Annotated in this window: 24 protein-coding genes; 13 read left to right on the top strand and 11 right to left on the bottom strand. The window is 62.2% G+C overall.

The window, feature by feature from the left end:
- Window positions 1–141: 141 nt before the first annotated feature.
- The 3 genes from ACLH0H_RS01370 to ACLH0H_RS01360 are packed head-to-tail and all read right to left on the bottom strand — an operon-like array spanning window position 142 to window position 3656.
- Window positions 142–1650, bottom strand: a complete 1509-nt coding sequence (locus tag ACLH0H_RS01370; RefSeq protein WP_411380688.1) for a sugar ABC transporter ATP-binding protein — start codon at window positions 1648–1650, stop codon at window positions 142–144.
- Between the two features lie 15 nt (window positions 1651–1665).
- Window positions 1666–2598, bottom strand: a complete 933-nt coding sequence (locus ACLH0H_RS01365; protein ID WP_076950710.1) for a sugar ABC transporter substrate-binding protein — start codon at window positions 2596–2598, stop codon at window positions 1666–1668.
- A 50-nt stretch (window positions 2599–2648) separates the two neighbouring features.
- Entirely contained in the window at window positions 2649–3656 is a 1008-nt protein-coding gene (locus tag ACLH0H_RS01360; protein ID WP_169375708.1) for an ABC transporter permease, read from the bottom strand.
- Window positions 3657–4028: 372 nt separating this feature from the next.
- On the opposite strand from ACLH0H_RS01360, the gene ACLH0H_RS01355 reads away from it, so the two are divergent.
- The 5 genes from ACLH0H_RS01355 to ACLH0H_RS01335 all read left to right on the top strand — a co-directional run bounded on the left by ACLH0H_RS01355 (window position 4029) and on the right by ACLH0H_RS01335 (window position 10004).
- Window positions 4029–4865 carry a transketolase gene (locus ACLH0H_RS01355; RefSeq protein WP_411380687.1) on the top strand — a complete coding sequence of 279 codons (837 nt, stop codon included), beginning with the start codon at window positions 4029–4031 and terminating at the stop codon, window positions 4863–4865.
- Window positions 4855–5787 (top strand): transketolase family protein, encoded by a 933-nt coding sequence (locus tag ACLH0H_RS01350; RefSeq protein ID WP_411380686.1) that lies wholly within the window; start codon window positions 4855–4857, stop codon window positions 5785–5787. Before ACLH0H_RS01355 ends, ACLH0H_RS01350 begins: the two co-directional genes overlap by 11 nt.
- A 5-nt stretch (window positions 5788–5792) precedes the next feature.
- Window positions 5793–7265: an FGGY family carbohydrate kinase gene (locus tag ACLH0H_RS01345; RefSeq protein WP_411380685.1), complete on the top strand. Its 1473-nt coding sequence runs from the start codon at window positions 5793–5795 to the stop codon at window positions 7263–7265.
- A 478-nt stretch (window positions 7266–7743) separates the two neighbouring features.
- A complete protein-coding gene (locus ACLH0H_RS01340) occupies window positions 7744–8682 on the top strand; it encodes an aliphatic sulfonate ABC transporter substrate-binding protein (RefSeq protein ID WP_411380684.1) in 939 nt (312 codons plus the stop codon).
- Window positions 8679–10004: an LLM class flavin-dependent oxidoreductase gene (locus ACLH0H_RS01335; protein WP_411380683.1), complete on the top strand. Its 1326-nt coding sequence runs from the start codon at window positions 8679–8681 to the stop codon at window positions 10002–10004. The genes ACLH0H_RS01340 and ACLH0H_RS01335 overlap by 4 nt, the downstream gene beginning before the upstream one ends.
- Before the next feature lie 170 nt (window positions 10005–10174).
- On the opposite strand, the gene ACLH0H_RS01330 is transcribed toward ACLH0H_RS01335, so the two are convergent.
- Entirely contained in the window at window positions 10175–10513 is a 339-nt protein-coding gene (locus tag ACLH0H_RS01330) for a hypothetical protein (protein ID WP_411380682.1), read from the bottom strand.
- A 91-nt stretch (window positions 10514–10604) separates the two neighbouring features.
- On the opposite strand from ACLH0H_RS01330, the gene ACLH0H_RS01325 reads away from it, so the two are divergent.
- Both ACLH0H_RS01325 and glsB read left to right on the top strand, forming a co-directional pair.
- A complete protein-coding gene (locus ACLH0H_RS01325) occupies window positions 10605–10949 on the top strand; it encodes a hypothetical protein (protein WP_411380681.1) in 345 nt (114 codons plus the stop codon).
- A 55-nt stretch (window positions 10950–11004) separates the two neighbouring features.
- Complete coding sequence (gene glsB / locus ACLH0H_RS01320; RefSeq protein WP_411380680.1) at window positions 11005–11913, top strand: glutaminase B; 909 nt, start codon at window positions 11005–11007, stop codon at window positions 11911–11913.
- A gap of 146 nt (window positions 11914–12059) precedes the next feature.
- On the opposite strand, the gene ACLH0H_RS01315 is transcribed toward glsB, so the two are convergent.
- From ACLH0H_RS01315 to ACLH0H_RS01295, 5 genes are all read right to left on the bottom strand, one after another.
- Window positions 12060–12299 carry a DUF6124 family protein gene (locus ACLH0H_RS01315; RefSeq protein WP_411380679.1) on the bottom strand — a complete coding sequence of 80 codons (240 nt, stop codon included), beginning with the start codon at window positions 12297–12299 and terminating at the stop codon, window positions 12060–12062.
- A gap of 448 nt (window positions 12300–12747) precedes the next feature.
- Complete coding sequence (locus ACLH0H_RS01310; RefSeq protein ID WP_411380678.1) at window positions 12748–14016, bottom strand: NAD(P)/FAD-dependent oxidoreductase; 1269 nt, start codon at window positions 14014–14016, stop codon at window positions 12748–12750.
- Window positions 14013–14765 carry an amino acid ABC transporter ATP-binding protein gene (locus ACLH0H_RS01305; RefSeq protein ID WP_411380677.1) on the bottom strand — a complete coding sequence of 251 codons (753 nt, stop codon included), beginning with the start codon at window positions 14763–14765 and terminating at the stop codon, window positions 14013–14015. The genes ACLH0H_RS01310 and ACLH0H_RS01305 overlap by 4 nt, the downstream gene beginning before the upstream one ends.
- The gene (locus ACLH0H_RS01300; RefSeq protein WP_411380676.1) at window positions 14762–15430 is read right to left on the bottom strand and encodes an amino acid ABC transporter permease; all 669 of its coding nucleotides are present in this window, start codon (window positions 15428–15430) and stop codon (window positions 14762–14764) included. Before ACLH0H_RS01300 ends, ACLH0H_RS01305 begins: the two co-directional genes overlap by 4 nt.
- The gene (locus ACLH0H_RS01295) at window positions 15427–16209 is read right to left on the bottom strand and encodes an ABC transporter substrate-binding protein (protein WP_411380675.1); all 783 of its coding nucleotides are present in this window, start codon (window positions 16207–16209) and stop codon (window positions 15427–15429) included. The genes ACLH0H_RS01300 and ACLH0H_RS01295 overlap by 4 nt, the downstream gene beginning before the upstream one ends.
- Before the next feature lie 215 nt (window positions 16210–16424).
- Here ACLH0H_RS01295 and ACLH0H_RS01290 point away from each other — a divergent pair, with 215 nt between their 5' ends.
- The gene (locus tag ACLH0H_RS01290; protein ID WP_411380674.1) at window positions 16425–17204 is read left to right on the top strand and encodes an IclR family transcriptional regulator; all 780 of its coding nucleotides are present in this window, start codon (window positions 16425–16427) and stop codon (window positions 17202–17204) included.
- Window positions 17205–17459: 255 nt separating this feature from the next.
- Here the strand turns inward: ACLH0H_RS01290 and ACLH0H_RS01285 are convergent, their stop codons facing one another.
- Both ACLH0H_RS01285 and ACLH0H_RS01280 read right to left on the bottom strand, forming a co-directional pair.
- The gene (locus tag ACLH0H_RS01285; RefSeq protein WP_411380673.1) at window positions 17460–18704 is read right to left on the bottom strand and encodes a saccharopine dehydrogenase family protein; all 1245 of its coding nucleotides are present in this window, start codon (window positions 18702–18704) and stop codon (window positions 17460–17462) included.
- A gap of 28 nt (window positions 18705–18732) precedes the next feature.
- Window positions 18733–19830, bottom strand: a complete 1098-nt coding sequence (locus ACLH0H_RS01280) for a carboxynorspermidine decarboxylase (RefSeq protein WP_411380672.1) — start codon at window positions 19828–19830, stop codon at window positions 18733–18735.
- Window positions 19831–20228: 398 nt separating this feature from the next.
- Between ACLH0H_RS01280 and ACLH0H_RS01275 the strand changes: the two genes are divergently transcribed.
- Genes ACLH0H_RS01275 through ACLH0H_RS01255 form a run of 5 tightly spaced genes read left to right on the top strand, consistent with a single transcriptional unit; the run spans window position 20229 to window position 24874 of the window.
- The gene (locus tag ACLH0H_RS01275; protein ID WP_411380671.1) at window positions 20229–21248 is read left to right on the top strand and encodes a LacI family DNA-binding transcriptional regulator; all 1020 of its coding nucleotides are present in this window, start codon (window positions 20229–20231) and stop codon (window positions 21246–21248) included.
- Window positions 21232–22236 (top strand): ABC transporter substrate-binding protein, encoded by a 1005-nt coding sequence (locus ACLH0H_RS01270; RefSeq protein ID WP_411380670.1) that lies wholly within the window; start codon window positions 21232–21234, stop codon window positions 22234–22236. The genes ACLH0H_RS01275 and ACLH0H_RS01270 overlap by 17 nt, the downstream gene beginning before the upstream one ends.
- Window positions 22237–23055, top strand: a complete 819-nt coding sequence (locus ACLH0H_RS01265; RefSeq protein WP_411380669.1) for an ABC transporter permease — start codon at window positions 22237–22239, stop codon at window positions 23053–23055.
- Window positions 23052–23846: an ABC transporter permease subunit gene (locus ACLH0H_RS01260; protein ID WP_186689959.1), complete on the top strand. Its 795-nt coding sequence runs from the start codon at window positions 23052–23054 to the stop codon at window positions 23844–23846. The genes ACLH0H_RS01265 and ACLH0H_RS01260 overlap by 4 nt, the downstream gene beginning before the upstream one ends.
- The gene (locus ACLH0H_RS01255) at window positions 23843–24874 is read left to right on the top strand and encodes an ABC transporter ATP-binding protein (RefSeq protein WP_411380668.1); all 1032 of its coding nucleotides are present in this window, start codon (window positions 23843–23845) and stop codon (window positions 24872–24874) included. Before ACLH0H_RS01260 ends, ACLH0H_RS01255 begins: the two co-directional genes overlap by 4 nt.
- Window positions 24875–24882 lie beyond the last annotated feature (8 nt).

The following is a 24882-nucleotide window of genomic DNA, read 5'->3' as shown; positions in this document are numbered from 1 at the left end:
GAGCGGGCTTGTCCCGCGCTGGGCTGCGAAGCGGCCCCAAACCAGACGACCGGGTTCTATCTGGAAATCGGCGGTGCCTTTAATAGGGCCGCTTCGCAGCCCAGCGCGGGACAAGCCCGCTCAGATTTTCATTGTTTGCAGTTACGCCGTAGCCATCTCCATCACCGAAACCGGCGTAGCCTCGCCACGTTCCAGAATCCCCATCTGCCGGCCCCGGCTCATTACCATCACCCGATGGGACAAGCCCAGCACTTCATCCAGATCCGAGCTCACCACGATCACCGCCATGCCCTTGGCGGCCAGGTCCGCGATCACCTCATAAATCGCCGCTCGCGCGCCCACGTCGATGCCGCGCGTTGGCTCATCGAGGATGAACACCTTGGGATTGCGCGCCAGCCATTTGGCAATGATCACTTTCTGCTGATTACCGCCGGACAAGCTGGAGATCCGTGACTGTGGCGCGCCTTTGACCCCCAGGCGCGCCACCGCCGTGCGCGCGAACTCACGCAGCGGGGCAGGGAACACCCAGCCGCGTTTATCCAGCAGGTCGGTGTTGCCGTAGATCAGGTTGTCTTCGATGCGATGTTCTACCACCACGCCTTGCTGCTTGCGGTCCTCGGGCACCAGCACCACACCGGCCTGGATGGCCTCGAACGGCGAGCGCAGTTGACGCACTTGGCCATCGAGCTCCATATGCCCGCGGATATCCTGGGCCGCGCCGGCAATGGTGCGCACCAGTTCGGTCCGCCCGGCGCCGACAACACCGGCAATGCCGAACACTTCACCGGCGCGCACTTTGAAATCGATGCCGTGCAAGGCGAATTCGCGGCAGCTCAAATCCTTGACCTGCAACATCACCTGTTCCTGAGGCGCCTGCAGCGCGGGGAAAATCCGCTCCAGGCTGCGCCCGACCATCTGCTCGACCAATTCGCGCACCGGCACTTGCGCCGTGGCATGCAGGGCGATCTGGCGACCGTCGCGCAGCACCAGCACGCGGTCAGCGATGCGCGCGATTTCTTCCAGGCGATGGCTGATGTAGATAAACGACACGCCCTCGGCCTTGAGCCGTTCCACCTGCTTGAACAGCAACTCGGTTTCGTCCCCGCCCAACGCAGCGGTGGGTTCATCGAGAATCAACAGGCTGGCCTTGAGGGTCAGCGCCTTGGCGATTTCCACCAGTTGCTGAGCCGCCACGCTGAGGCCTTCGACCTTGCGCGACGCCGGCACCTTGAGCCCCAGGCGTTCCAGCTGGATCTGCGCCTGGGCCTCCATGTACTCGCGGTCCACCCGCCCGTAACGCATGGGCAGGCGACCGACGAAGATATTCTCGGCGATCGACAATTGCGGCAGCAGGCGGATTTCCTGGTGGATCAGGCCGATCCCGGCGCTCAACGCGGCTCCCGGCGAACCCGGGGCGTAAGGCTCGCCGAGCCAGGTCATGCTGCCGCCGGCCTCCGGTTGCACCAGGCCCGCGATGATCGATGACAGGGTCGACTTGCCCGCGCCGTTTTCACCGAGCAGGGCCAACACTTCGCCGGGGCGAATGTCGACGTTGACCTGCGACAGTACCTGCACCGGCCCATAGGCCTTGCTGATATTGCGCAGGCACAACACCGCGTCCGTGGACGTCTGCAACGCTGCTGCTTTCATCACGATCTCCAAGGCTTACGGGTGCTGTTGCAGGAACGGCGCGACGTTGTCTTTGGTGGTCAGCACGGTGGGCAGCAGTTGTTCCTTGGGCACGTCTTTGCCGGCTTTGAGGTCGATGGCGGAGGCCACGGCCAGGCGCCCCATTTTCTGCGTCTGCTGGGTCATGGTTGCGTTCAGCACGCCACTTTGCACGGCCTTGAGCCCGGCGATATCACCGTCAAAACCGACCACCACGACCTTGTGATCGAGGTTGCCGATTTTCACCGCCTGCGCGGCACCTAAGGCCATGGCATCGGCACGGCCGAAGAACACGGTGATATTCGGGTCACGCTGGAGCAGGTCCTGGGCCACGGCGAAGCCTTTGTCCTGGGCCCATTCAGCTGGTTGCTGGGCGACCACCTTGAGGTCCGGGAAGGCTTTCAGGCCCTCTTCGAAACCTTTGGCACGATCGTTCTCCGGCGTGGTACCGATCTGGCCTTGCAGGATCGCGATGCGGCCCTTGCCGTCGGTGATCTTGCCGACGTATTCGGCCAGGGTCTTGGCGCCGGCCACGCTGTCGCTGGCGATGAAGGTATCGCCGGGTGCGTCGGGGGCGTTGCGGTCGACGGCGATCACCGGGATGCCGGCGGCCTTGGCGGCTTTTACCGGTACGCCGGCGGCGGTGGCGCCCGCCGGGATGTAGATCAGCACGTCGATCTGGCGGGTGATCAAGTCTTCAATCTGGCTGACCTGGGTCGAGGAGTTGCCCTGGGCATCCACGGTGATCACCTTGATTCCCTTGGCCTTGCCCTCGGCTTCCACCGATTGCTTGATCTGGTTGAAGAAGTCTGCCTGCAGGTTGGCCACGGCCAGGCCGATGGTCAGGTCCTTGGCCCAGGTGGTGCCGGCGGCAGAGAGCGTAGCGGCCGCCAGAGCGGTGGCGATGAGCAGTTTCTTGGGGCTGAACATGTCGGTGACTCCTGGTTTTATTGTTGGAGGGTGTCAACTGTCGAACAGGTTTAACGGGCAGTGCTGGAGCGGCGTCGCAGGGTGTCGATGGTGACGGCGAGGGCGATGACCACGCCGATCACCACTTGTTGGATAAAGGGCGAGACGCCCAGCAGGTTGAGGCCATTGCGCAACACGCCAATGATCAACACGCCGACCAAGGTGCCGCCGATGCTGCCGACGCCACCGTTGAGGCTGGCGCCGCCAATCACCACGGCGGCGATGGCGTCCAGTTCCAGGCTCAGGCCGGCGCTGGGTTGGGAAGAGTCGAGGCGCGCGGCCAGGGTGACGGCAGCGATACCGGCAAGGGCGCCACTGATGGCGTACACCCAAAGGGTGATCGCGCGCACCTTGATGCCTGACAGGCGCGCCACTTCCGGGCTGCCGCCCATGGCATACAGGTTGCGCCCACCGGCCCGAAAGCGCAGAAACACCCAGGCCAGCACCAGCATCACCAGGAACAGCCCGACAGTGGCCGAGAGAAAGCCGAAATGCCGCACCGTGGCCAGGCTGGTGAACCATTCCGGGTAGCCGACGACCTGGCGGCCTTCGGTAAGGATATTCGCCAGACCGCGCGCCACCGACATCATGGTCAGCGTTGCAATGAAGGGCGGCAGCTTGGCGTAGGTGATCAACCCGCCGGACACCAGCCCGGCGAGCATGCCAGTGGCGATCGAGATCGGAATCGCCAGGCCCAGCGGCACGGCCTGATCCTGATAGAGCCAGCCGAGCATCATCATCGAGAACGCCAGCACCGACCCCACCGACAGGTCGATACCGCCAATCACGATCACGGCCGTCATGCCGATCGCCAGGATGCCCAGCACCGTGACCTGATCAAGGATGTTCAGGCCATTGCGCAAGGAAAAGAAGAATTCGGAACTGAAGGAGAAGACCAGCACCAGCAATACCAGCCCGATCAGCGGGCCGCCGATGTTGCTGGGCAGCAGTTTCACCAGGCGTGGGCGGGGCGGCGGCTTGAGTTCGGCCGGGTGCTGGACAATAGCTTTGGCGTCCACAGTGTTCTCCTGAGTTGTTTTTTTTGGAGTGCTTTCAGGGCGCTTGAATATTTATGCGTGCCTGACTGTTAATTCAGATTCCAGTGACACCGTGGCAAAGTCAAGCGCTTAATTTTTTCGACGGGCCTCTGGAACACTGTTTTGGCTGCGGGAAAAGCCGCGGAGTAGACGCGCTGGCATGGGATTTTGCCCGTTTGTCCGAGGGATATTTCGCCTATTTATTTGTTTTTTCATGGATCGCTCACTTGACCGCGCGCTGGATCGGCGTCTAAATAGAAATATATTGTCAATGCTGAATAAATATTCAAAACAGCTTTCGACACGTTTACCGCAAATGCCTCACCTCGCGTGGTCACCCACAGGAGCCGCTGCATGAATGCCTTCCAGTACGACGCCCACCAGATCAAAGAACAGGCCCGCCTGATCCGGCGCCACGTGATCCGCCTGAATGCCGACTCACCGGCTGGCGGCCACACCGGGGCGGACCTGTCGGAAACCGACATCCTCGCCACCCTGTATTTCCGTATCCTCAATACCGGCCCGGAACGCACCGAAGACCCGGAGCGCGATATCTACATCCAGAGCAAGGGCCACGGCGTGGGTGGCTTGTATTGCTGCCTGGCGCAGGCGGGCTACATTCCCACCGAATGGCTGCCGACCTACCAACACTTCAACTCCCATTTGCCCGGCCACCCGGTGCGCCAGAAAACCCCTGGCATCGAACTCAACACCGGCGCCCTCGGCCACGGCTTGCCGGTGGCGGTGGGGTTGGCGCTGGCGGCAAAAATGTCCGGCAGCAAAAAGCGCATCTATGTCTTGACCGGCGATGGCGAACTGGCCGAAGGCTCCAACTGGGAAGCGGCGATGGCGGCGGCCAAGTACGGCCTGGATAACCTGTTCGTGATCGTCGACAAGAACAAACTGCAACTGGCGGGGTTGACGGCCGACATCATGCCGCTCGACCCGCTGGACGTGAAATGGGCCGCCTTCGGCTTCAGCGTCAGCGAATGCGACGGCAACGATGTGGGCCAATTGATCCAGGCCCTGGAAAGCATGCAGGCCAAGACCGGCGCGCCCCAGGTACTGATCGCCCACACCATCAAAGGCAAGGGCGTGTCATTTATCGAAGCCCGTCCCGAATGGCACCACCGCGTGCCCAAGGGTGACGAAATCAACGCGGCACTGGAGGAGTTGAACCATGGCGAGTGAACATTTGGCGAGCGTCATGGTGCAGGCCTTTATAGACGCGGTCGACGCCGGGCTCGATGTCGTGCCGGTGGTCAGCGACTCCACGTCCACGGCCAAGATCGGGCCATTCGCCCAGCGTTTTCCCGAGAGGCTGATCAACGTCGGCATTGCCGAGCAATCGCTGGTGAGTGTGGCGGCGGGGCTGGCCCTGGGCGGCAAGATCGCCGCAACCTGCAATGCCGCGCCGTTCCTGATTTCGCGGGCCAACGAGCAGATCAAGGTCGACGTTTGCTACAACCAGGCGAACGTCAAGATGTTCGGCCTGAACGCCGGCACCAGCTACGGCCCGTTGGCAAGCACCCACCACAGCCTCGACGATATTTCGGTAATGCGCGGCTTTGGCAATGTGCAGATCTTCGCTCCGGCCGATGCCATCGAGTGCCGGCAAATCGTCGATTACGCGCTGCGGTATGAAGGGCCGGTGTACATCCGTCTCGACGGCAAGGCGTTGCCCGACGTGCACGGTGCTGGCTACCAGTTCAAACCCGGCCAGGTGGATATCCTGCGCCAGGGCGCGGACGTGAGCATCGTGGCCCTGGGCTCGGTGGTGCACGAAGCGGTCGACGCGGCGGCGTTGCTGGCGGAGCAGGGCATTGAGGCCCAGGTGATCAACCTGTCGTCGATCCGGCCATTGCAGCGTGACGTGTTGCTCAGCGCCTTGAGCGGTACGCGCGCGGTAATCACCGTCGAAGAACACAACATCAACGGCGGCGTCGGCAGCCTGGTTGCCGAGGTGCTGGCCGAAGCCGGCCTGGGCATCGGGTTGACGCGCCTGGGCATCGGCGATGGCGAATACGCCGCCGCCGGTGCACGCGAACCGACGCGCGCCTTGCATAACATCGACGCGGCTGGGATCGTGGCGGCTGCCACTCGGTTGCGGTGAAGTCCATGAACAACACACCGCTGATCCTGGCGATAGACGAAGGCACCAGCAACGCCAAGGCGGTGCTGGTCAACGAACTCGGGCAAGTGATTGCGCGCGGTTCACGCCCCTTGAGCATCACCCATCCGGCGCCCGGGTTTTCCGAACAGGACCCGCTGTCGATCTGGCACAACACCCTGGCCGCCATTGAGGAATGCCTGGCCCAGGTGGATCGGCCGATCACTGCGTTGGCCATCAGTAACCAGCGTGAATCGGTCGTGGCCTGGGACCGGCATACCGGCGAGGCGCTGTCGCCGTGCATCAGTTGGCAATGCCGGCGCTCCACCGCGTTATGTGCCGAGCTGCATGCGCAGGGTCATGAAGCGCTGGTCCTGGAAAAAACCGGATTGGCCCTTGACCCGATGTTTTCCGCCGGCAAGTTCCGCTGGATCCTCGATCACCTGGATAACGGCCACGCCCGCGCGGCGGCCGGGGATATTTGCCTGGGGACGGTCGATAGCTGGCTGCTGTGGAAACTCAGCGGTGGCCAGGTGTTTGTCACCGATTACTCCAATGCGGCGCGCACGCAACTGTTCAACCTGCACACCTGCGCCTGGGACCCGCAGCTGTTGGCGCTGTTCCGGATTCCATTGGCTGCATTGGCGCCGATCCAGCCCAGCGCCGGCTTTTTTGCCGAAACCGTCGCGGTGGGCGGTGTGCCCGCCGGCATCCCGGTGATGTCGATGATCGGCGACTCCCACGCCGCCCTCTACGGGCAGGGCGGTTTCGCACCGGGGCTGGTCAAGGCCACCCTGGGCACCGGTTCATCGCTGATGACGCCCATGAGTGGCCCGATTGCTTCCACCCATGGATTGTCGACCACCCTGGCCTGGCATGACGGTGTTAAACCCACCTTCGGCATGGAAGGCAATATCGTCCACACCGGCGCCGCCGTGCAGTGGGCCTCGCACCTGGTGGCCGGGGAATCCCTGGATGCCTTGACCGCACAGGTCGCGCAACTGCCGGATAACGGCGGCGTGTACTTTGTGCCGGCGTTGTCCGGGCTGGGGGCGCCGCATTGGCAAGCCGACGCGCGCGGGTTGATCTGCGGGCTGACGGAAGCCACCTCCGGCGCGCATATCCTGCGGGCTTCGCTGGAATCCATCGGCTATCAGATCCGCGATGTGTTCGATGCGATGCAGCAGGATATCGGCAACCCGCTCAAGGAGTTGTGGGTGGATGGCGGCGCAACGCGCAACTGCTGGCTGATGCAGTTCCTGGCCAACCTGCTGCAGCGCCCGGTGGTGCGCAGCCTGTCGCCGGAGGTGTCGGCGCTGGGCGCGGCGCATCTGGCGGGGCGGGCGTTGGGGATCTGGGCCAGTGATGAGGCGCTGGAGGCGCTGGAGCGACAGCGCGAACGGTTTGAGCCGCACGCTGATCCGCTGATGGCGGGGCGTTATGCAGAATGGAAAAAGGCCCTGGCCCGCACACTGCTCTAACGGCTTATGAAAATCAAAATGTGGGAGCGGGCTTGCTCGCGAATGCAGTGGGTCAGTTACAGAATTTGAACGTGACTCACCGCATTCGCGAGCAAGCCCGCTCCCACATTTTCCGGTGCCAGGCACAGAACCGGCGAACAGCATCAATCCCCTGTGGGAGCTGGCTTGCCTGCGAAAGCGGTGTGCCAGCCACCGGATTTATCCCAGCCTGCGATGAGTGGACGGCGAAGGGACATGATGGCGCGATCTCTAACTGAATAGCGCTGAGCTTAAAGTTCTTAAACCCCTTGGTTAAATACTGTTTTGGTCTGAGCTTAGGTACCTTCCTCTGCCTTTCGGTGAATCGGGCATAACCATAGAATTATAGAGTTCTTTCATAATTACCCATCATTAATATAATCAAATTAACTTTCCTGCCATGCCTCATGCGGTTTTTGGCATATGCAGCGCCCCCATTCCCTTCACGCCAAGGCCTTACATGACCGTCAAACAACTCATTCTGGCCGCCAGTTTGCTGTTTGCCACAGCGGCAGCCCATGCCGAACAAGCCCTGGACATCAGCTACCAACGTTCTTCCACCTTGTGGATCCTGCTCAAGCAAAATGGTCAGTTGGAACAACGGCTCAAACCCCTGGGCTTCACGGTGAACTGGCACGAGTTCAGCACCGGCCTGCTCAGCTCGCTGAACGCCGGCAGCGTTGATCTGCACGCGGACGTGGCCGACGCCTTTGCCCTGTTCACCCAGGCCGCCGACGCGCCGCTGACCTATTACGCCCAGGAAAACTCATCGCCGGGCGCCCAGGCGATCATCGTCCAGGATCAATCGCCGATCCACAGCATCGCCGACCTCAAGGGCAAGACCGTGGCCGTGTCCAAGGGTTCGGGCAGCCACTTCCTGCTGATCTCGGCGCTGAAAAAAGCCGGGCTGACGCTGGCCGATATCACTGCGCGTTACCTGGAAGCACCGGACGGCGGCGCGGCTTTCGCCAATGGCAGCGTCGATGCCTGGGTAATCTGGGACCCGTTCCTCGCCAGCCAGCAACTGGACCACCATGTGCGTGTGATCGCCGACGGCAAGGACGGCCTGGCGGATTACAACCGCTTCTATCTGGCAACCACCAAGTTTGCTAAGGCCCACCCGGATGTCTTGCAGGTCACCTTCGACACCCTGCGCGAGACCGGCCAATGGGTGAAGGCCCATCCCCGGCAGGCGGCTGAAATCCTCGGCCCGCTCTGGGGCAATATCGCCCCGGCCACGGTGGAGCGTGCCAATAGCCGCCGCAGCTACGACATCATCCCGGTCAAGCTGGAAAACCTCGCCGAGCAACAGCGCATCGCCGACATCTATTACACCGCCAAGCTGATCCCCAAGCCCTTGAAGGCCAGCGACATCAACCTGTGGACGCCAAAACCATGAGCCGCCAGATCCATTTATCCGCGTTCCTCTTGAGTGGTCCGGTGGTGCACAGCCATGCGGTGTGGCGTCACCCGGAAACCGTCGGCAATTACCTCGACCCTGAGTACTACACGCGGGTGGCCAAGGTGGTAGAGGAGGGGCTGTTCGATTTCCTGTTCTTCGCCGACCGCCTGGCCGTGGGCGACCAGATGGGCGGCTCCCGCGAGTTTGCCCTGCGCTACGGCGCCCAGGACGCCACACGTCTGGACCCGTTGCCGATCCTCTCCTACCTGGTCGGCAAGACCACCAAATTGGGGCTGGGCGCCACCCGTTCCACCACCTATTACGAACCGGCGCATATCGCCCGCGAATTCGCCACCCTCGATCACCTGTCCAAAGGCCGCGCGGCGTGGAATATCGTCACCTCGATGAACGACAGCGAAGGGCGTTTGTTCGGCAAGGACAAGCACCTTGAACATGACCTGCGCTACGACCGTGCCGATGAGTTCGTCGAAGTTGCGCTCAAGCTCTGGAACAGTTGGGGCAAGGACGCGCTGAAGCTGGATCGTGAAAGCGGGGTGCTGGCGGACCCTGAGTTGGTCCGTTCGGTGCAGCACCAGGGGGAGTGGTTCAAGGTCGAAGGCCCGCTGAATATTCCGCGCACGCCCCAGGGCCGGCCGGTGCTGATCCAGGCCGGTTCTTCCGGGCGTGGCCGCCGCTTCGGCGCGCGCTGGGCCGAGGCGATTTTTACCATCCACCCGCATTTGGCGGCGATGCGCGCGTTTCGCGATGACGTACGCGCGCAGGTGGTGCAGCAAGGCCGCGACGCCGACAGCTGCAAAGTGCTCACCGCCGTAATGCCCTTTATTGGCGGCAGCGAGGCCGAGGCCCGCGCCAAGCGTGACCGACACAACGCGCTGGCGCGGCCGGAATTGGGGCTGGTGACCCTGGCTTCGCAGCTGAATGTCGACCTGTCGCCATTCCCGCTGTCGGCGACGCTGGCCGAAGTCGCCCAGTCGCCGCTGATCCACGCGGCCGCCGCTGAAAAACTGCTGATGCAAGGCCCCGAAATCACCCTGGAACAACTCGGGCGCATCTTCGCCAGTAGCGTACGCGTGCCGCAGTTGGTGGGCACCGGGGCGCAGATGGCCGACCAGTTGGCCGAGCTGTTCGAACAGGGTGGTTGCGATGGGTTTGTGATTTCGCCGGGGTATCTGCCGGGCTCGTTCACCGAATTTGTCGAGAGCGTGATTCCGCATTTGCAGCGCAAGGGGTTGTTCCGCACGGCGTATGAAGGGTCGACGCTGCGCGAGCATTTGGGGCTCGCTGATCTCACAGGCTGAACGCGGTCAATGTGGGCTGGCCTCACAGCCGACAGGTATAGAGCTGGCGAAACGCGGGCCAAATGTGGGAGCGGGCTTGCTCGCGAATGCGGTATGTCAGTGGATGCATCTTTGACTGACCCACTGCTTTCGCGAGCAAGCCCGCTCCCACAAGTGTGCGATGGTGGCGCTCAGTCCACACAAATCGCCCGGCCCAGTTGGCCTTTTTCCACCGTCGCCGAGCAGCCGGAGTGGCTGTTATCCACCTGACATGTGCCCGCCACCGGGCCATTGCCGGATTGGGTGGTGACGCTGGTCTGGCACTCGCCTTCACACTGGCTCGAATCGGTGCACGCCTTGCCCGCATCCCGGTACGGCGTGATGCACTTCCAGCTCTGCAACTTGCCCACTTGCTTCATGGTCCCGCCGCCCGCCAGGCACGTGGACGCGGCGGAGTCCTGGGCGGGCGGGTTGTGGGTGGAGCACGCCGATACCAGCAGCAGGGCGGCCAGGCCGATCATCAATTTCATGCAAAAGTCCTCGTGGAGTTAGCGCAGCGGTGCAGTGTACGGGCATATGGACTACTTTGATTGACGAGCGATCCCTATCCGGTAACGACCCATGCGCACATTATGGAAGCGGTACGTGGTCCTGTTGGAGCATGACCTGAGCACTCAGGTCTTCGACAACGTGAAAAACCTGCTGGTGTGCGCGCTGCTGTTTGCAGCCGGCACCAATGCGCTGCTGGGTGAGCGCGACCTGTTTATCGGTGTGTTTGCGTCCAGCGTGGCAGGGTGTGGGCTGATTGTGCTGTCGGCGCTATTGATGCTGCTGAACGTGAGCGACGGCATTCGCCGGCTGGCCAAGTTGCGCTATCACCTGGCGCTGCAGCTGTTGTTGATCCTGGTTTACCTGGTGGTGGCCGAGCGGGTGGTGGAGATTGTGTGGGGGTTCCGGGCCCATTGAAGTATCCTGCGCCCCCCGCTTTCCACTGATTCGAAGACAGATGACAGGACAAGACATGCAGGCGCTGCTCGAGTCGATCCTCGACGAAGTGCGCCCACTGATCGGCCTCGGCAAAGTCGCCGACTATATCCCGGCGCTGGCCGATGTACCCGCCAACCAGCTAGGCATCGCGGTATATGGCAACGACGGCTCGGCCTACCGCGCCGGCGACGCCGATACGTTGTTCTCGGTGCAAAGCATTTCCAAGGTGTTCAGCCTGGTGCAGGCCATCGACCATGGCGGCGAAACCATCTGGGAACGCCTGGGCCATGAGCCTTCCGGGCAACCATTCAACTCCTTGGTGCAACTGGAATTCGAACGCGGTCGCCCGCGCAATCCGTTCATCAACGCCGGTGCATTGGTGATCTGCGACATCAACCAATCACGCTTCGCCGTACCGATCCTGTCGATGCGCGACTTCGTACGGCGCCTGTCGGGCAACCCGCAGATCCTGGTCAACAGCGTGGTCGCCGACTCCGAAGCCCAACACGGCGCGCGTAATGCGGCCATGGCTTACCTGATGAAGTCCTTCGGCAACTTCCACAACGATGTGGATGCGGTGCTGCACAGCTACTTCAACTACTGCGCTCTGCAGATGAGCTGCATGGACCTGGCCAAGGCCTTCAGCTTCCTCGCCAACGAAGGCACGAGCGCCCAAAGCGGCGAGCAGATATTGACGGCGCGCCAGACCAAGCAAGTCAACTCGATCATGGCCACCAGCGGGCTGTATGACGAAGCGGGCAACTTTGCCTACCGGGTGGGCCTGCCGGGCAAGAGCGGGGTCGGCGGCGGGATTGTCGCGGTGGTGCCGGGGCAGTTCACGGTGTGCGTGTGGTCGCCGGAATTGAATGCGGCGGGGAACTCGCTGGCGGGGATGAAGGCGTTGGAGTTGTTGAGTGAGCGGATTGGGTGGTCGGTGTTTTGACCGGCAGGATCGATCGTTCCCACGCTCCGCGTGGGAATGCCGCCCCGGACGCTCGGCGTCCTTCCAGTGATGAACTCAAGTCTTGCGCGAGGTGACGCGGAGCGTCACGGGATGCGTTCCCACGCAGAGCGTGGGAACGATCGGATTCAAGTGGCTGGATGGGCTTCGTCCAGGACCTTGTTCACCAGCAGTTGCACGCCTTCGAGCATGCGACAGATGCCGAGTGCGACATTACGTTGAGCGCCATCGACTTCGAAGGCCAGGTGAACGGCGATATCACTGATGGAGGCTAAATCCTGGGAGGCGTTGACCAGCAGGGTTTCCGTGCCCAGGTTGGGGCGTACGGTGAAGAGTTGGCCTGGGGGATTGGGGCTGTCTTTAATCATGGTGAAATTCCGTCGACAAGTGGAGCCGCCAGCGTTCGCGGTCAAACGAAGAGGGTGGCAGCTGTACGCGGGTTGACCGACCGGTTGTCAACGAACCCGGCATACCCGAAGGTATCCCGCGCACAACTGCCGCGACACGATACCTCAGGCACAAAAAAAACGCCTGGGATAGGTGCAGGGCGTAGCAGTTCGTTAACAAGGTCGGACGGTCAAATCCGGCCGCTGAATTGGCAGCGACGGCGAGGAGGTTAGCCAGCGAAGTTCCGAGCGACAACCTGAAACGGTTGTGGGAAATATCTGATCGGTAGGCGTTTTTTACAACACCACACATCCCCTGTGGGAGCGGGCTTGCTCGCGAAAGCGGTGGGTCAGCGCCAGATGCAGTGACTGAAATTGCGCATTCGCGACAAGCCCGCTGCCACAGGGGGACGTGGCGTAAGGATGGGGGTCAGCTCACATTCAGTCGATCCAGCAGGCTGTACCAGGCCACTCCCGCCCCAATGTAAAACCGCTGCAACCCATGCATCGGCAAGCGCTGCAACGGCGTCACCGGGTAGGCGAACTCCGCCTGGCTGTCACACAACTTGCCCGCCAACTGCTGCCCCAGGCTGGTACACAGGGCGATGCCACGGCCATTGCAGCCCAGCGCCAACGTCAGCCCCGCTGCCGGCTGGTGCACATGGGGCATGAAGTCGCGGGTGATTGCGATACGCCCGGCCCAGCGATACTCAAACTCCAACGGCCCCAACTGCGGAAACAGCAGCCCCAGCGAGCGTTCCAGATGTGCGAAATCCGCAGGCGACGTGGGGTCGTTGAACAACCCGCGTCCCCCCATCAGCAAGCGTCCATGGCTGTCTTTGCGAAAATACAGCAACAAGCGTTGCGCGGTTGAAACGGTTTCATGCCCCGGCAGGATGCTCTCGGCCGCTCGACCGGTCAGGGGCTTGGTCGCGACGATAAAGCTGTTGGCCGCCAGAATGCTCTGGGCCATGCCAGGCCACAGGTTGCCGCTGTAGCCATTGGTTGCAAGCACGACTTGATCCGCCGTGACCTGTGCACCGCAAGCCGTCTGCACTCGCCACCCTGATCCGTGGCGCCGCAACCCAGTCACCGCGCTCTGTCCATGAATGCGCACACCCGCCGCCAACGCCGCACCCATCAACCCGCGGGCATATGCCAACGGTTGAATCGCCCCGGCGCGGCCGTCCAGCCAGCCGCCGGCGAATGCGTCACTGCCCATGCGCGAAGCCACCGCCGCCGCGTCCAGGCGCTGCACCGGCACACCTCGTCGGGCCCACTGATCCGCCCGCGCGTGCATCCCGGCGACGCCTTTCTGGGTGTATGAAACCTGCATCCAACCCTTGCGTACCGGCGCACAGTCGATACCGTGTTTTTCGATCAGTTTGAACACCAGGTCCGCCGAATTCGACACGGTCGAGATCAACGCCTCGGCACGCTCCGGTCCGTACATTTGCAGCAGTTGCGCCGGGTCGTATTTGAGCGTCGGGTTGACCTGCCCGCCGTTGCGACCGGATGCCCCCCAACCCGGCTCGTTGGCCTCCAGTACGCATACACTCACGCCACGCTCGGCCAAGTGCAGCGCCGTCGACAAGCCGGTATAGCCCGCACCAACAATTGCCACATCCACCTTCACCGATTCATCCAGCGCAGGCGTTGAAAGCGCTGCCGGTGCGGTCGTTGACCATAACGACTTCATGACAGGCTCCGCGTATCGCCAGTGGGGTGCAGCACGCGCCGCAGGAAATCCTGGGTCCGCGGATGTTGCGGATTACCCAGCACGTGCTCGGCCGGGCCGCTTTCGACGATGTAGCCGCCGTGCAGGAAGCACACGCGGTCGGCCACTTCGCGGGCAAAGCCCATTTCGTGGGTCACGACGATCATGGTCATGCCTTCGTCGGCCAGGGTGCGCATCACCGCAAGCACATCACCGACCAGTTCCGGGTCGAGCGCCGAAGTGGGTTCGTCGAACAGCATGGCTTCGGGTTTCATGGCCAGGGCGCGGGCAATGGCCACACGTTGTTGCTGGCCGCCGGAGAGTTGTTCCGGATAGGCATCGGCCTTGGCGCTCAGCCCGACTTTTTCCAGCAGCACCAGCGCTTCTTCACGGGCCTGCTTCAGGGGTTCGCCTTTGACGTACACCGGGCCCTCCATCACATTTTCCAGCACGGTGCGATGCGGGAACAGATTGAAGCGCTGGAACACCATGCCCATGCGGCTGCGCAGTGCATGCACGGTCTTGCTGGCGCGCTGCACGGTTTCGCCGAACACGTTGATGTGCCCGCCGTCGTAAGCCTCCAGCGCGTTGATGCAGCGCAGCAGGGTGGATTTGCCCGAGCCCGAAGGGCCGATCAGGCACACCACTTCGCCCTTGGCTACGTCCAGGTCGACGCCGTGCAGCACGCGATGACTGCCGTAGTGTTTTTGCAGTTGGCGAATCTCGATCATGTTTTTTTCCTCCGGCCCAGGTGCTGTTCCATGCGGCGCAGGCCATACACCAGTGGCAGGCTCATCAACAGGTAGAGCAGGGCGACCAGGGTGTAGACGGTCATGTTCTGGAAGGTCGACGAGGCGATCAATTGGCCCTGGCGGGTCATCTCGGCCACGGTGATGGTCGATACCAGGGACGAGTCCTTGAGCATCATCACCAGGGTATTGCCGTAGGGCGGCAGGGCGATGCGAAACGCCTGGGGCAGGATTACCCGGCGCATCATCAAGGCCGAGCGCATGCCCAAGGCTTCGGCCGCTTCGCGCTGGCCCTGTTCGACGGCGATGATGCCGGTACGAAAGTTCTCGGCCTGGTACGCCGAGTAGGCGATGCCCATGCCGATCACACCCGCATAGAACGCGGTGAGGTGCACGCCCATGTCCGGCAGCACGAAATAGATGTAGAACAGTTGCACGATGATCGGCAGGCCACGAATCACGTTGATGATGGTGCTGGCCGTCCACGACAATGCACGGATCGGCGACAGCTTGAGCAGCGCCAGCACTAGGCCGATCGCGCTGCTGAGCAGGAACGACAACACGGTGATCTGGATCGTCACCCATGCGCCTTGCAGCAGGATCGGCAGAAAGTCCTGGGCATTTTGCAGGAACTCAGCCGCATTCATGGGCGCACCTGGGTATCTAGCCCCCACTGCTTGAGGATGCTGTCCAGGGTGCCGTCGGCCTTGATGCTGGCGATGGCTGTGTTCAGGCGATCGAGGGTCTGGGCATCGCCCTTGCGCACCACCAGGCATACTTCGCCGACGTTGGTTGGCTTGTAGTCGGGGGCAAGTTTCACGCCTTTGAACAGCTTCTGCCGGATCTGGTAAGCCACCACCGGTTGGTCACCCACGGCGGCCTTGATGCGACCCAGGGACAGGTCGCGGACCATCTCGCCAATGGAATCGTAGGTGCGGATTTCCTTGAAGATGCCCAGCTTGTTCAGTTGGTCATAGAAGATCGTACCGGCCTGCACGCCGACCACCTGGTCTTTGAGCGGCATCAGGTCCGGGTAGGCCGCATTATCGTCGGCACTGATGATCAGGCCTTCACCGTAGGCGTACACCGGTGCGCTGAAGTCAACGACCTTGGTGCGCTCTTCGGTCTTGAGCATGCCGGCGGAGATGAAGTCGAGCTTGCCCGAAGTGAGAGAAGGGATCAGCGCGGCGAAGTTGGTCTGTTCGATCTGGCTAGTAAAGCCCCCGGCCTTGCCCACGGCTTGCGCCACATCAACCATGACGCCCTGGATACTGTTGCTCTTGATATCGAGGAAGGTAAACGGCGAGCCACTGGCTGTTGCACCGACTTTGTACAAGGGCGCACTGTCCGCGTGCGCGGTGGTGGCGCACAGCGTGGCGCAGAGAACGAAGGCAAGACGGCGAAACAAGGGCGAAAGACTGTTCATCGGGTTACTCCAAATGGAAAACGGATCATCAGTACCGCAAGCGGTTAATGATGAAATCGCAAGCTCTGTGCCATTTCGATTGATAAAAATCGTATATCGCTATTAAAAATCGAATAAATGAACGCTTCGTATCGGTAGTCGATATTTTGTGGTCTATTTTTGCGTTTTAGCGTAGAAATATCACCACGCCTGATCGATTTGACCGCGAGCCCTCCATGTCCGAAGAACGCAACAGTCTGCACAATCAATCCCTGGAAAAAGGCCTGTCGGTGCTCAAGGCATTCAGCGCCCAGCGCCGCAGCATGAGCCTTGCAGAGGTGGCCGAGGCCGCTGGCATGACCAAAAGCTCGGCCCAGCGCATGGTGTTTACTCTCGAAAGCCTGGGTTACCTTCGGAAACACTCCCGCACTCGGCATTACCAACTCACACCGCGCGTGCTTGAGCTGGGTTTCAGTTATCTGGATGCGCATTCATTGATAGAGGTAGCGAACCCTTTTCTCTCGGAATTGACGCGCCTGACCGGCGAGACCTCCTGCCTAACTGAGCCTGCGGGCTACGACATGACGTACATTGCGCGGTTCGTCAGCTCCGGATTTGTGCCGGTACATATGCCGATTGGTTCGCGTGTGCCGATGTATTGCACGGCATCGGGACGGGCGTATTTGAGCGCGTTGCCTCACGAGGAGGCGCTGCTGTTGATCGAGCACAGCCAGCGGCTGGCGCATACCAGCCATACGTTGACGACGGTGGAGAAGATTCTGGACTCGCTGCAGCAGGTGCGTGAGCAGGGCTATGCGGTGAATGGGCAAGAGCTGTTCCTGGGGGATATGACCATCGGTGCGCCTGTGCTGGGCGCGAATGGCCGGCCGGTAGCGGCGGTGCATGTGGTGGCGCCGACCAGTCGGTGGAGCCGGGCGGATGCGGAGCGGCAGTTGGCACCGGCGTTGTTGCAATGCTCGCGAGCACTGAGCAACTCGGCTCGCAACCTTGAGTAACAGACGCGGGAAGTCAAAAATGTGGGAGCGGGTTTGTCTGCCAAAGCCACAGGAGAACTCGCCAGCCTTTGAAGATTGTGTAGATACCTATGCTGCGATAGCGGGGGGTCAGCAGCCCATCCGGTACTGGAAGACCGCTATCGCAGGCAAGCCAGCTCCCACCTTTGATCTTCATTGTTCTCTGGGATTGGTATTAGCCCAAACAAAAAATGCGCCCCTGAGGGCGCATTCTTTTGTTCGGTCAGCTACGGCCTATCAGGCCGTCGCATCCCAGGCCCGATCACCGTGCTCGTCCTTGATCCGAGTCGGCAAGCCCATCACATCCAGCGCCTTTAGGAACGGCTCAGCCGGCAGTTCCTCGACGTTGGCCATGTGCTTCACATCCCATTCGCCACGCGCCACCAGCAGCGCAGCGGCCACCGGCGGAACGCCTGCGGTGTAGGAGATGCCCTGGCTGTCGGTCTCGGCAAAGGCTTCTTCGTGGTCCGCCACGTTGTAGATGAACATCTCGCGCGGCTGGCCATCCTTGGTGCCTTTGACCAAGTCGCCGATGCAGGTCTTGCCGGTGTAACCGGGGGCGAGCGACGACGGGTCGGGCAGCACGGCCTTGACCAGTTTCAACGGCACGACTTCCAGGCCTTCGGCGGTGGTGACCGGCTTTTCGGAGAGCAGGCCGAGGTTTTTCAGCACGGTGAACACGTTGATGTAGTGCTCGCCGAAGCTCATCCAGAAACGCACGTTGGGCACGTCGAGGTTTTTCGACAGCGAGTGCACTTCATCGTGACCGGTGAGGTAGAGGTTCTGCGAACCGACGACTGGCAGGTCATCAGTGCGTTTGACTTCGAACATGGTGTTGCTGGTCCACTGGCTGTTCTGCCAGCTCCACACCTGTCCGGTGAACTCGCGGAAGTTGATTTCCGGGTCGAAGTTGGTGGCGAAGTATTTGCCATGGGAGCCGGCATTGACGTCGAGAATATCGATCGAATCAATGCGGTCGAAATGCTGTTGCTGCGCCAGCGCGGCATACGCGTTGACGACACCCGGGTCGAAGCCCACGCCAAGGATGGCGGTGATGTTCTTCTGCTTGCATTCTTCCAGGTGGTTCCACTCGTAGTTGCCGTACCACGGCGGGGTCTCGCAGACCTTGCCCGGCTCTTCGTGGATGGCGGTGTCGAGGTACGCAACGCCGGTGTCGATGCAGGCCCGCAGGACCGACATGTTGAGGAACGCGGAACCGACGTTGATGACGATCTGCGAGTCGGTCTCGCGGATCAGGGCCTTGGTCGCTTCCACGTCCAGGGCGTTCAGCGAAAAAGCCTGGATGTCGGCGGGCACCTTGAGGCTACCCTTGGCCTTGACGCTGTCGATGATGGCCTGGCATTTGGAGATGTTGCGCGACGCGATAGCAATACGACCGAGTTCGTCGTTGTGCTGCGCGCACTTGTGGGCCACCACCTTGGCGACACCTCCTGCACCAATGATAAGAACGTTCTTTTTCAATTGCTTTATCTCTCCTTTATCCGCCAGCTTACGAAAGGCTGGACAGGTAGTCGTCGTAACCAAATTCACGAACCACTTCGACTGTACCGTCGAGTTGTTTCACTACGATGGACGGCATTTTCAGGCCGTTGAACCAGTTTTTCTTGACCATGGTGTAGCCTGCGGTGTCGATGAACGACAGCCGATCGCCGATGGCCAGCGGACGATCAAATTGATACTCGCCGAAAATGTCGCCGGCCAGGCAGGATTTGCCGCACACCATGACGGTGTGTTCACCGTCGCTCGGCGCCAGCTTGGCGTTGAGGCGGTAGATCAGCAGGTCCAGCAGGTGGGCTTCGATGGAGCTATCGACCACCGCGAGGTTTTTGCCGTTGTAGAGGGTGTCGAGCACGGTGACTTCCAGCGAGGCGCTGTTGGTGATCGCGGCTTCGCCGGGTTCCAGGTACACCTGCACGCCGTACTTCTCGGAGAACGCCTTCAAGCGCGCGCAGAACGCGTCCAGCGCATAGCCTTCGCCGGTGAAATGGATGCCGCCGCCGAGGCTGACCCACTTGACCTTGTGCAGCAGCGCGCCGAAGCGCTCTTCGATGGTGCCGAGCATCTTGTCGAACAGGCTGAAGTCACCGTTCTCGCAGTTGTTGTGGAACATGAAGCCGGAGATCTGCTCGATCACGCCTTCGATCTTCACCGGGTCCCATTCGCCCAGGCGGCTGAACGGGCGCGCCGGGTCGGCCAGCAGGTAGTCGGAGCTGCTCACCTGCGGGTTGACGCGCAGGCCGCGGGTCTTGCCCTCGCTGCGTTCGGCAAAGCGCTGCAATTGGTTGATGGAGTTGAAGATGATCTTGTCGCAGTTCTCCAGCATCTCTTCGATTTCATCGTCGGCCCAGGCCACGCTGTAGGCGTGCGCTTCGCCTTCGAACTTCTGGCGGCCGAGCTTCAACTCATACAGCGACGAGGAGGTGGTGCCGTCCATGTATTGCTGCATCAGGTCGAACACCGACCAGGTGGCAAAGCACTTGAGCGCCAGCAACGCCTTGGCGCCGGACTGCTCGCGCACGTAAGCAATCTTCTGCATGTTGACCAGAAGCTTCTGTTTATCGATGAGGTAGTACGGCGTTTTGATCATTTTTGAGAGCCTGGGGCGGTGCCTGCCAAAAAAGGACACGCATTGTGCCCGCACTTGGATCAGATCGAAAGGTTAGCGGGCGGATTTTGCGCGCCGGGTTTTCAAGCATAGCGATGGAGTATGACTATTTATATGTACACACCGACCCCATGTGGGAGCCCGCTCACTGTTTGATCGTTCCCACGCTCCGCGTGGTAATGCATCCCGTGACGCTCTGCGTCACCTGTACGCATTGAGCTGTTCTGCGGGACGCGGAGCGTCCCAGGCGGCATTACCACGCAGAGCGTGGGAACGATCAATCCGCCTCGCTGACATCAAACTGTCACCTCCCCACCACCGTCCTGCCACATTCCGCCGCTACTGTCCTCGCCAATGAGATCGATCTCAAGCGAGACACAATGACTGACCTGAAAGACGTAGCACGCCTGGCCGGCGTATCCCGCGCCACCGCCGCCCGCACCTTTGCTTCCCCGGAACAGGTGCGCCCGGTCACCCGTGAGCAGGTGTTCGCCGCCGCCCGTGAGTTGGGCTTCCGGCCGAACCTGCTGGGCCGCCAGTTGCGCCTGCAAACCACCCAGCTGATCGGTGTAGTGGTGCCCAACCTGCTCAACCCGGTGTTCGCCGAGCAGTTCCAGGCCATGGAGCGCGCCGCGCGGTTACGCGGCTACAGCCTGGTGCTGGCCACCACCGATTACAGCAGCGAGCGAGAAAGCACAGTGGTGGAAGAACTGCTGCGCCAGCGCGTCGACGGTCTGGTGCTGACGGTGACCGATGCCGAAAGCAACGCGGTGCTCAGCAGCCTGAACACCGAAAAGACGCCCTTCGTGCTGGCCTACCATCAGCCGAGCAACCCCAACTACAGCGCCGTGTCGGTCGACAACCGCGCAGGCATGGCCCTGGCCACGCGTTACCTGCTCGAAGCCGGGCACCGACGTATCAGCATGGTCGCCGGCCCCGCGTTGCAATCGGACCGTGCCCGCCTGCGCTATGCCGGCTATTGCGATGCCATGAAGGAATACGGCCTCAAGAGCCGCCCGGTGATTGAAATGCCGGCTCACACCCAGGCCGAATTCACGGCCATCGCGCCGTTTCTGCAGCGCCCCGAGGCGCCCACTGCGCTGGTGTGTTCCAACGACTTCCTGGCGATCAGCCTGATCGCCGAACTGCGCCGCAACGCCTGGAACGTACCCGGGCAACTGTCAGTGATGGGCTTCGATGGCATCAGCCTCGGTACCCAGATGCACCCGACCCTGTGCAGCGTGGTGCAGCCCATCGCGCTGCTGGCCAGCACCGTGATCGACCAACTGCTGGCGCAAATCGCCGGCAACGCCCCGACGTCCCATTGCCTGCCTTGCCATATCCGGCCAGGCGAAAGTACCCAGCCCCATGAGGAGATCCTTGATGCGCGCACTCAGTAAAACCCTGGCCGCCGTGCTGCTGTGCGGTGCCGCGAGCCTGGCCCAGGCCGCCGACACCGCGATTTGCTACAACTGCCCGCCGGACTGGGCCGACTGGGGCACCCAGCTCAAGGCGATTGCCGCCAGCACCGGCGTGCAGGTGCCGCTGGACAACAAGAACTCCGGCCAGTCCCTGGCGCAGTTGGTGGCGGAAAAAGCCGCCCCCGTGGCCGACGTCGTTTATTACGGCGTGACCTTCGGCCTGCAGGCGCAAAAAGCCGACGTGGTCGACACCTACAAACCCAAGGCCTGGGACCAGATCCCCGCCGGCTTGAAAGACCCGGCCGGCCATTGGTTCGCGATCCATTCCGGCACCTTGGGCATCATGGTCAACGTCGACGCGCTCGGTGGTTTGCCGGTGCCACAAAGCTGGGCCGACCTGCTCAAGCCTGAGTACAAAGGCATGGTCGGTTACCTCGACCCCTCCAGCGCCTTCGTCGGCTACGTCTCGGCAGTGGCGATCAACCGCGCCATGGGCGGTGACCTGGACAACTTCGCCCCGGCCATCGACTACTTCCAGAAACTTGCGAAAAACAGCCCCATCGTGCCCAAGCAGACCGCCTATGCACGGGTGCTGTCCGGTGAATTGCCGATCCTGGTCGACTACGACTTCAACGCCTACCGCGCACGCTACAAAGACCAGGCCAATGTCGCTTTCGTGATCCCCCAGGAAGGCAGCATCAGCGTGCCCTATGTCATGAGCCTGGTCGCCAACGCGCCACACCGCGCCAACGCGGAAAAAGTCCTCGACTTCGTGCTCTCGGACGAGGGCCAGGCACTCTGGGCCAAGGCCTACCTGCGCCCGGTGCGGCCGATGAAAATGCCGGCGGACGTGGCCGCGCAGTTCCTGCCCGACAGCGACTACGCCCGCGCCGGTGTGGTGGACTACCAAAAAATGGCCGCCGTGCAGGAAGCCTTCGCCGCCCGTTACCTGAACGAGGTCAAGTAAGTGGCAACATCGGCAAGACACGCCGCCTGGGCATTGGCCCCGGCGTTTGCGGTGCTGCTCGCATTCTGGCTGTTGCCGCTGGCGCACCTGATGCTGCTTGGCGCCGAAAGTCGCGACGGCGCCGGCAGCGGTTACTGGCAGGTGCTCAGCAGCGCGCAGTACCTGGGCAGCCTGGGGCAAACCCTGATCCTGGCAATGGTGGTGACGCTGGTCGCATTGGTGATCGGCGGCATCAGCGGCGTATTCCTCGCCCGGCAACAGTTTTTCGGGCGCTCGGCGCTGGTGGCATTGCTCACGTTTCCGCTGGCCTTTCCCGGTGTGGTGGTGGGGTTCCTGGTGATCCTGCTCGCGGGGCGCCAGGGCTTGTTTGCCGCGCTGGGCCTGCAGTTAGCCGGTGAGCGCTGGATTTTTGCCTACTCATTGGCGGGGCTGTTCGTGGGCTACCTGTACTTTTCGATTCCCCGGGTGATCCTCACGGTGATGGCGGCCTGCGAAAGCCTCGACCGCAGCCTGGAGGAGGCCGCGCATTCACTGGGGGCAGGGCACTGGCGCGTGGTCTGCGATGTGATCGTGCCGGGCCTGGCGCCGGCGCTGGCGTCGTGCGGGGCGATCTGCTTCGCCACGTCCATGGGCGCCTTTGGCACGGCGTTTACCCTGGGTACGCGGCTCAACGTCACGCCCGTGGCGATCTATAACGTATTCACCAATTACGCCAACTTTGCCGTCGCCGCCGCGCTGTCGGTGGTGCTTGGCGCGGTGACCTGGGCGGTGCTGCTGCTCACGCGGCGTCTGGTGAAAAATTCGGGGACTGTGCTGTGAAGCGCTCATCGCTGTTTGTGCCGCAACTCTTGTTTACCCTGCTGGTGTGCGCCTTCATGTTGGTGCCGGTGCTGCTGTCGCTGCTGGCCGGGCTGACGCGCAACTTTTTTGTCGGCGTTTCCAGCGGCTTGACCTTCGACTGGTTGATCCAGGTGTGGCAGGCCTACTCGCCCACCGTGTGGTTGTCGCTGCAACTGGCCCTGGCTTGTGCGGTGTGCGTCTGCGTGATCGGCGTGCCGGCGGCCTATGCCCTGGTGCGCATGAACAACCGATTCAGCCGCGCCTTCGAGGAATTGATGGTGCTGCCGGTGGCTATGCCAGGGTTGGCCAGTGCGTTGGCGTTGCTGCTGACGTACGGCCAGTTCGGCGGCTTCCGTAGCAGTTGGTTGTTCATCCTGGTCGGCCATGTGCTGTTCACCTTGCCGTTCCTGGTGCGCCCGGTGATGGCGGTGATGCAGCGCCAGCAACTGCCGGTGCTGGAGGAGGCGGCGGCGAGCCTGGGCGCGGGTCCCGTCAAACGCTTTTTCAGCGTGGTGGTGCCCAACTGCCGCGCGGGCATCCTGGCCGGCGTGTTGATGGTGGTCACCCTGAGCCTGGGTGAATTCAACCTGACCTGGATGCTCCATACGCCGATGACCAAGACCCTGCCGGTGGGCCTCGCCGACAGCTACGCCTCGGCGCGCCTGGAAATCGCCAGCGCCTACACCCTGATCTTTTTGCTGATGATCGTGCCGCTGCTGATCGCGCTGCAGGCCATCAGTGCCCGTTTGTCCCGTGGAGAGCGTCGATGACCGCTATCACTATCCGCCTGCAAGGCTGCCGCAAGGCGTTCGCCGACGGCACCGTGGCCGTGCATGACTTGAATTTGACCGTCGAAGGCGGCGAAACCCTGGCGATCCTCGGCCCCTCCGGCTGCGGCAAGACCACCACCTTGCGCCTGATCGCCGGCCTGGAACGCCCGGATGTGGGAAAGGTGCTTTTCGGTGACCAGGACGTGACTCGCCTGCCCATCGAGCGCCGCGATGTGGGCATGGTGTTCCAGAATTACGCGCTGTTCCCCAACCTGGATGTGGCCGGCAACATTGTCTATGGCTTGAAGGTTCGCGGCATGGCGCCGCGTGAACGCAACAAGCGTTGCCAAGAGCTGCTGGAGTTGGTGGGGTTGCAGCAGCACGGCAAGCGCAGCATCCATGAACTCTCCGGCGGCCAGCGCCAGCGCGTCGCCCTGGCCCGCGCCCTGGCGCCACGCCCGAAAGTGCTGCTGCTGGACGAGCCCCTCGCGGCCCTCGACGCGCAACTGCGCGAACGCCTGCGCAGTGAGCTGAGCGAACTGCTGTGCGGCCTGGGCATCACCTCGGTGTTCGTCACCCACGACCAGGGCGAAGCCATGGCCCTGGGCGACCGCATCCTGGTGATGGAACACGGGCGGATCGCGCAACTGGCCAGCCCACGGGACATCTACCAGAAACCGGCCAATGCCTTCGTCGCAGGCTTTGTCGGCAACCTCAACGCCTTCGCGGTGAGCGGGCCATCGCCCAAAGGCCTGAAAGTCTGCGGCGGTGAACTGCCGTGGCAGGGCACCGACCAGCCCGACACCCTGTATTGCCGCCCTGAACATCTGCGCGTGACGGAGAGCGAAGGGCACTTGCACGGGCGTCTGCTGGCGCAGTTCTTCCAGGGCGCGCAAAGCCGTTTGCTGGTGGACGTAGGTGGCCCGCAACCGTTGCTGGTCGACAGCAGCGACAACCCGCTGTACGCCGTCGGCGCGCCGATTGCCCTGGCGATTGCGCCGCACCTGTTGTTCACCCTTAATGCGTGAGAATCCAC

Origin of the sequence: Pseudomonas sp. MPB26 (genome assembly GCF_046605355.1) — a bacterium.
Classification (GTDB): domain Bacteria; phylum Pseudomonadota; class Gammaproteobacteria; order Pseudomonadales; family Pseudomonadaceae; genus Aquipseudomonas; species Aquipseudomonas cedrina.
The sequence above is the reverse complement of the archived record's forward strand: the minus strand, read 5'-3'. Positions and strand labels throughout refer to the sequence as shown.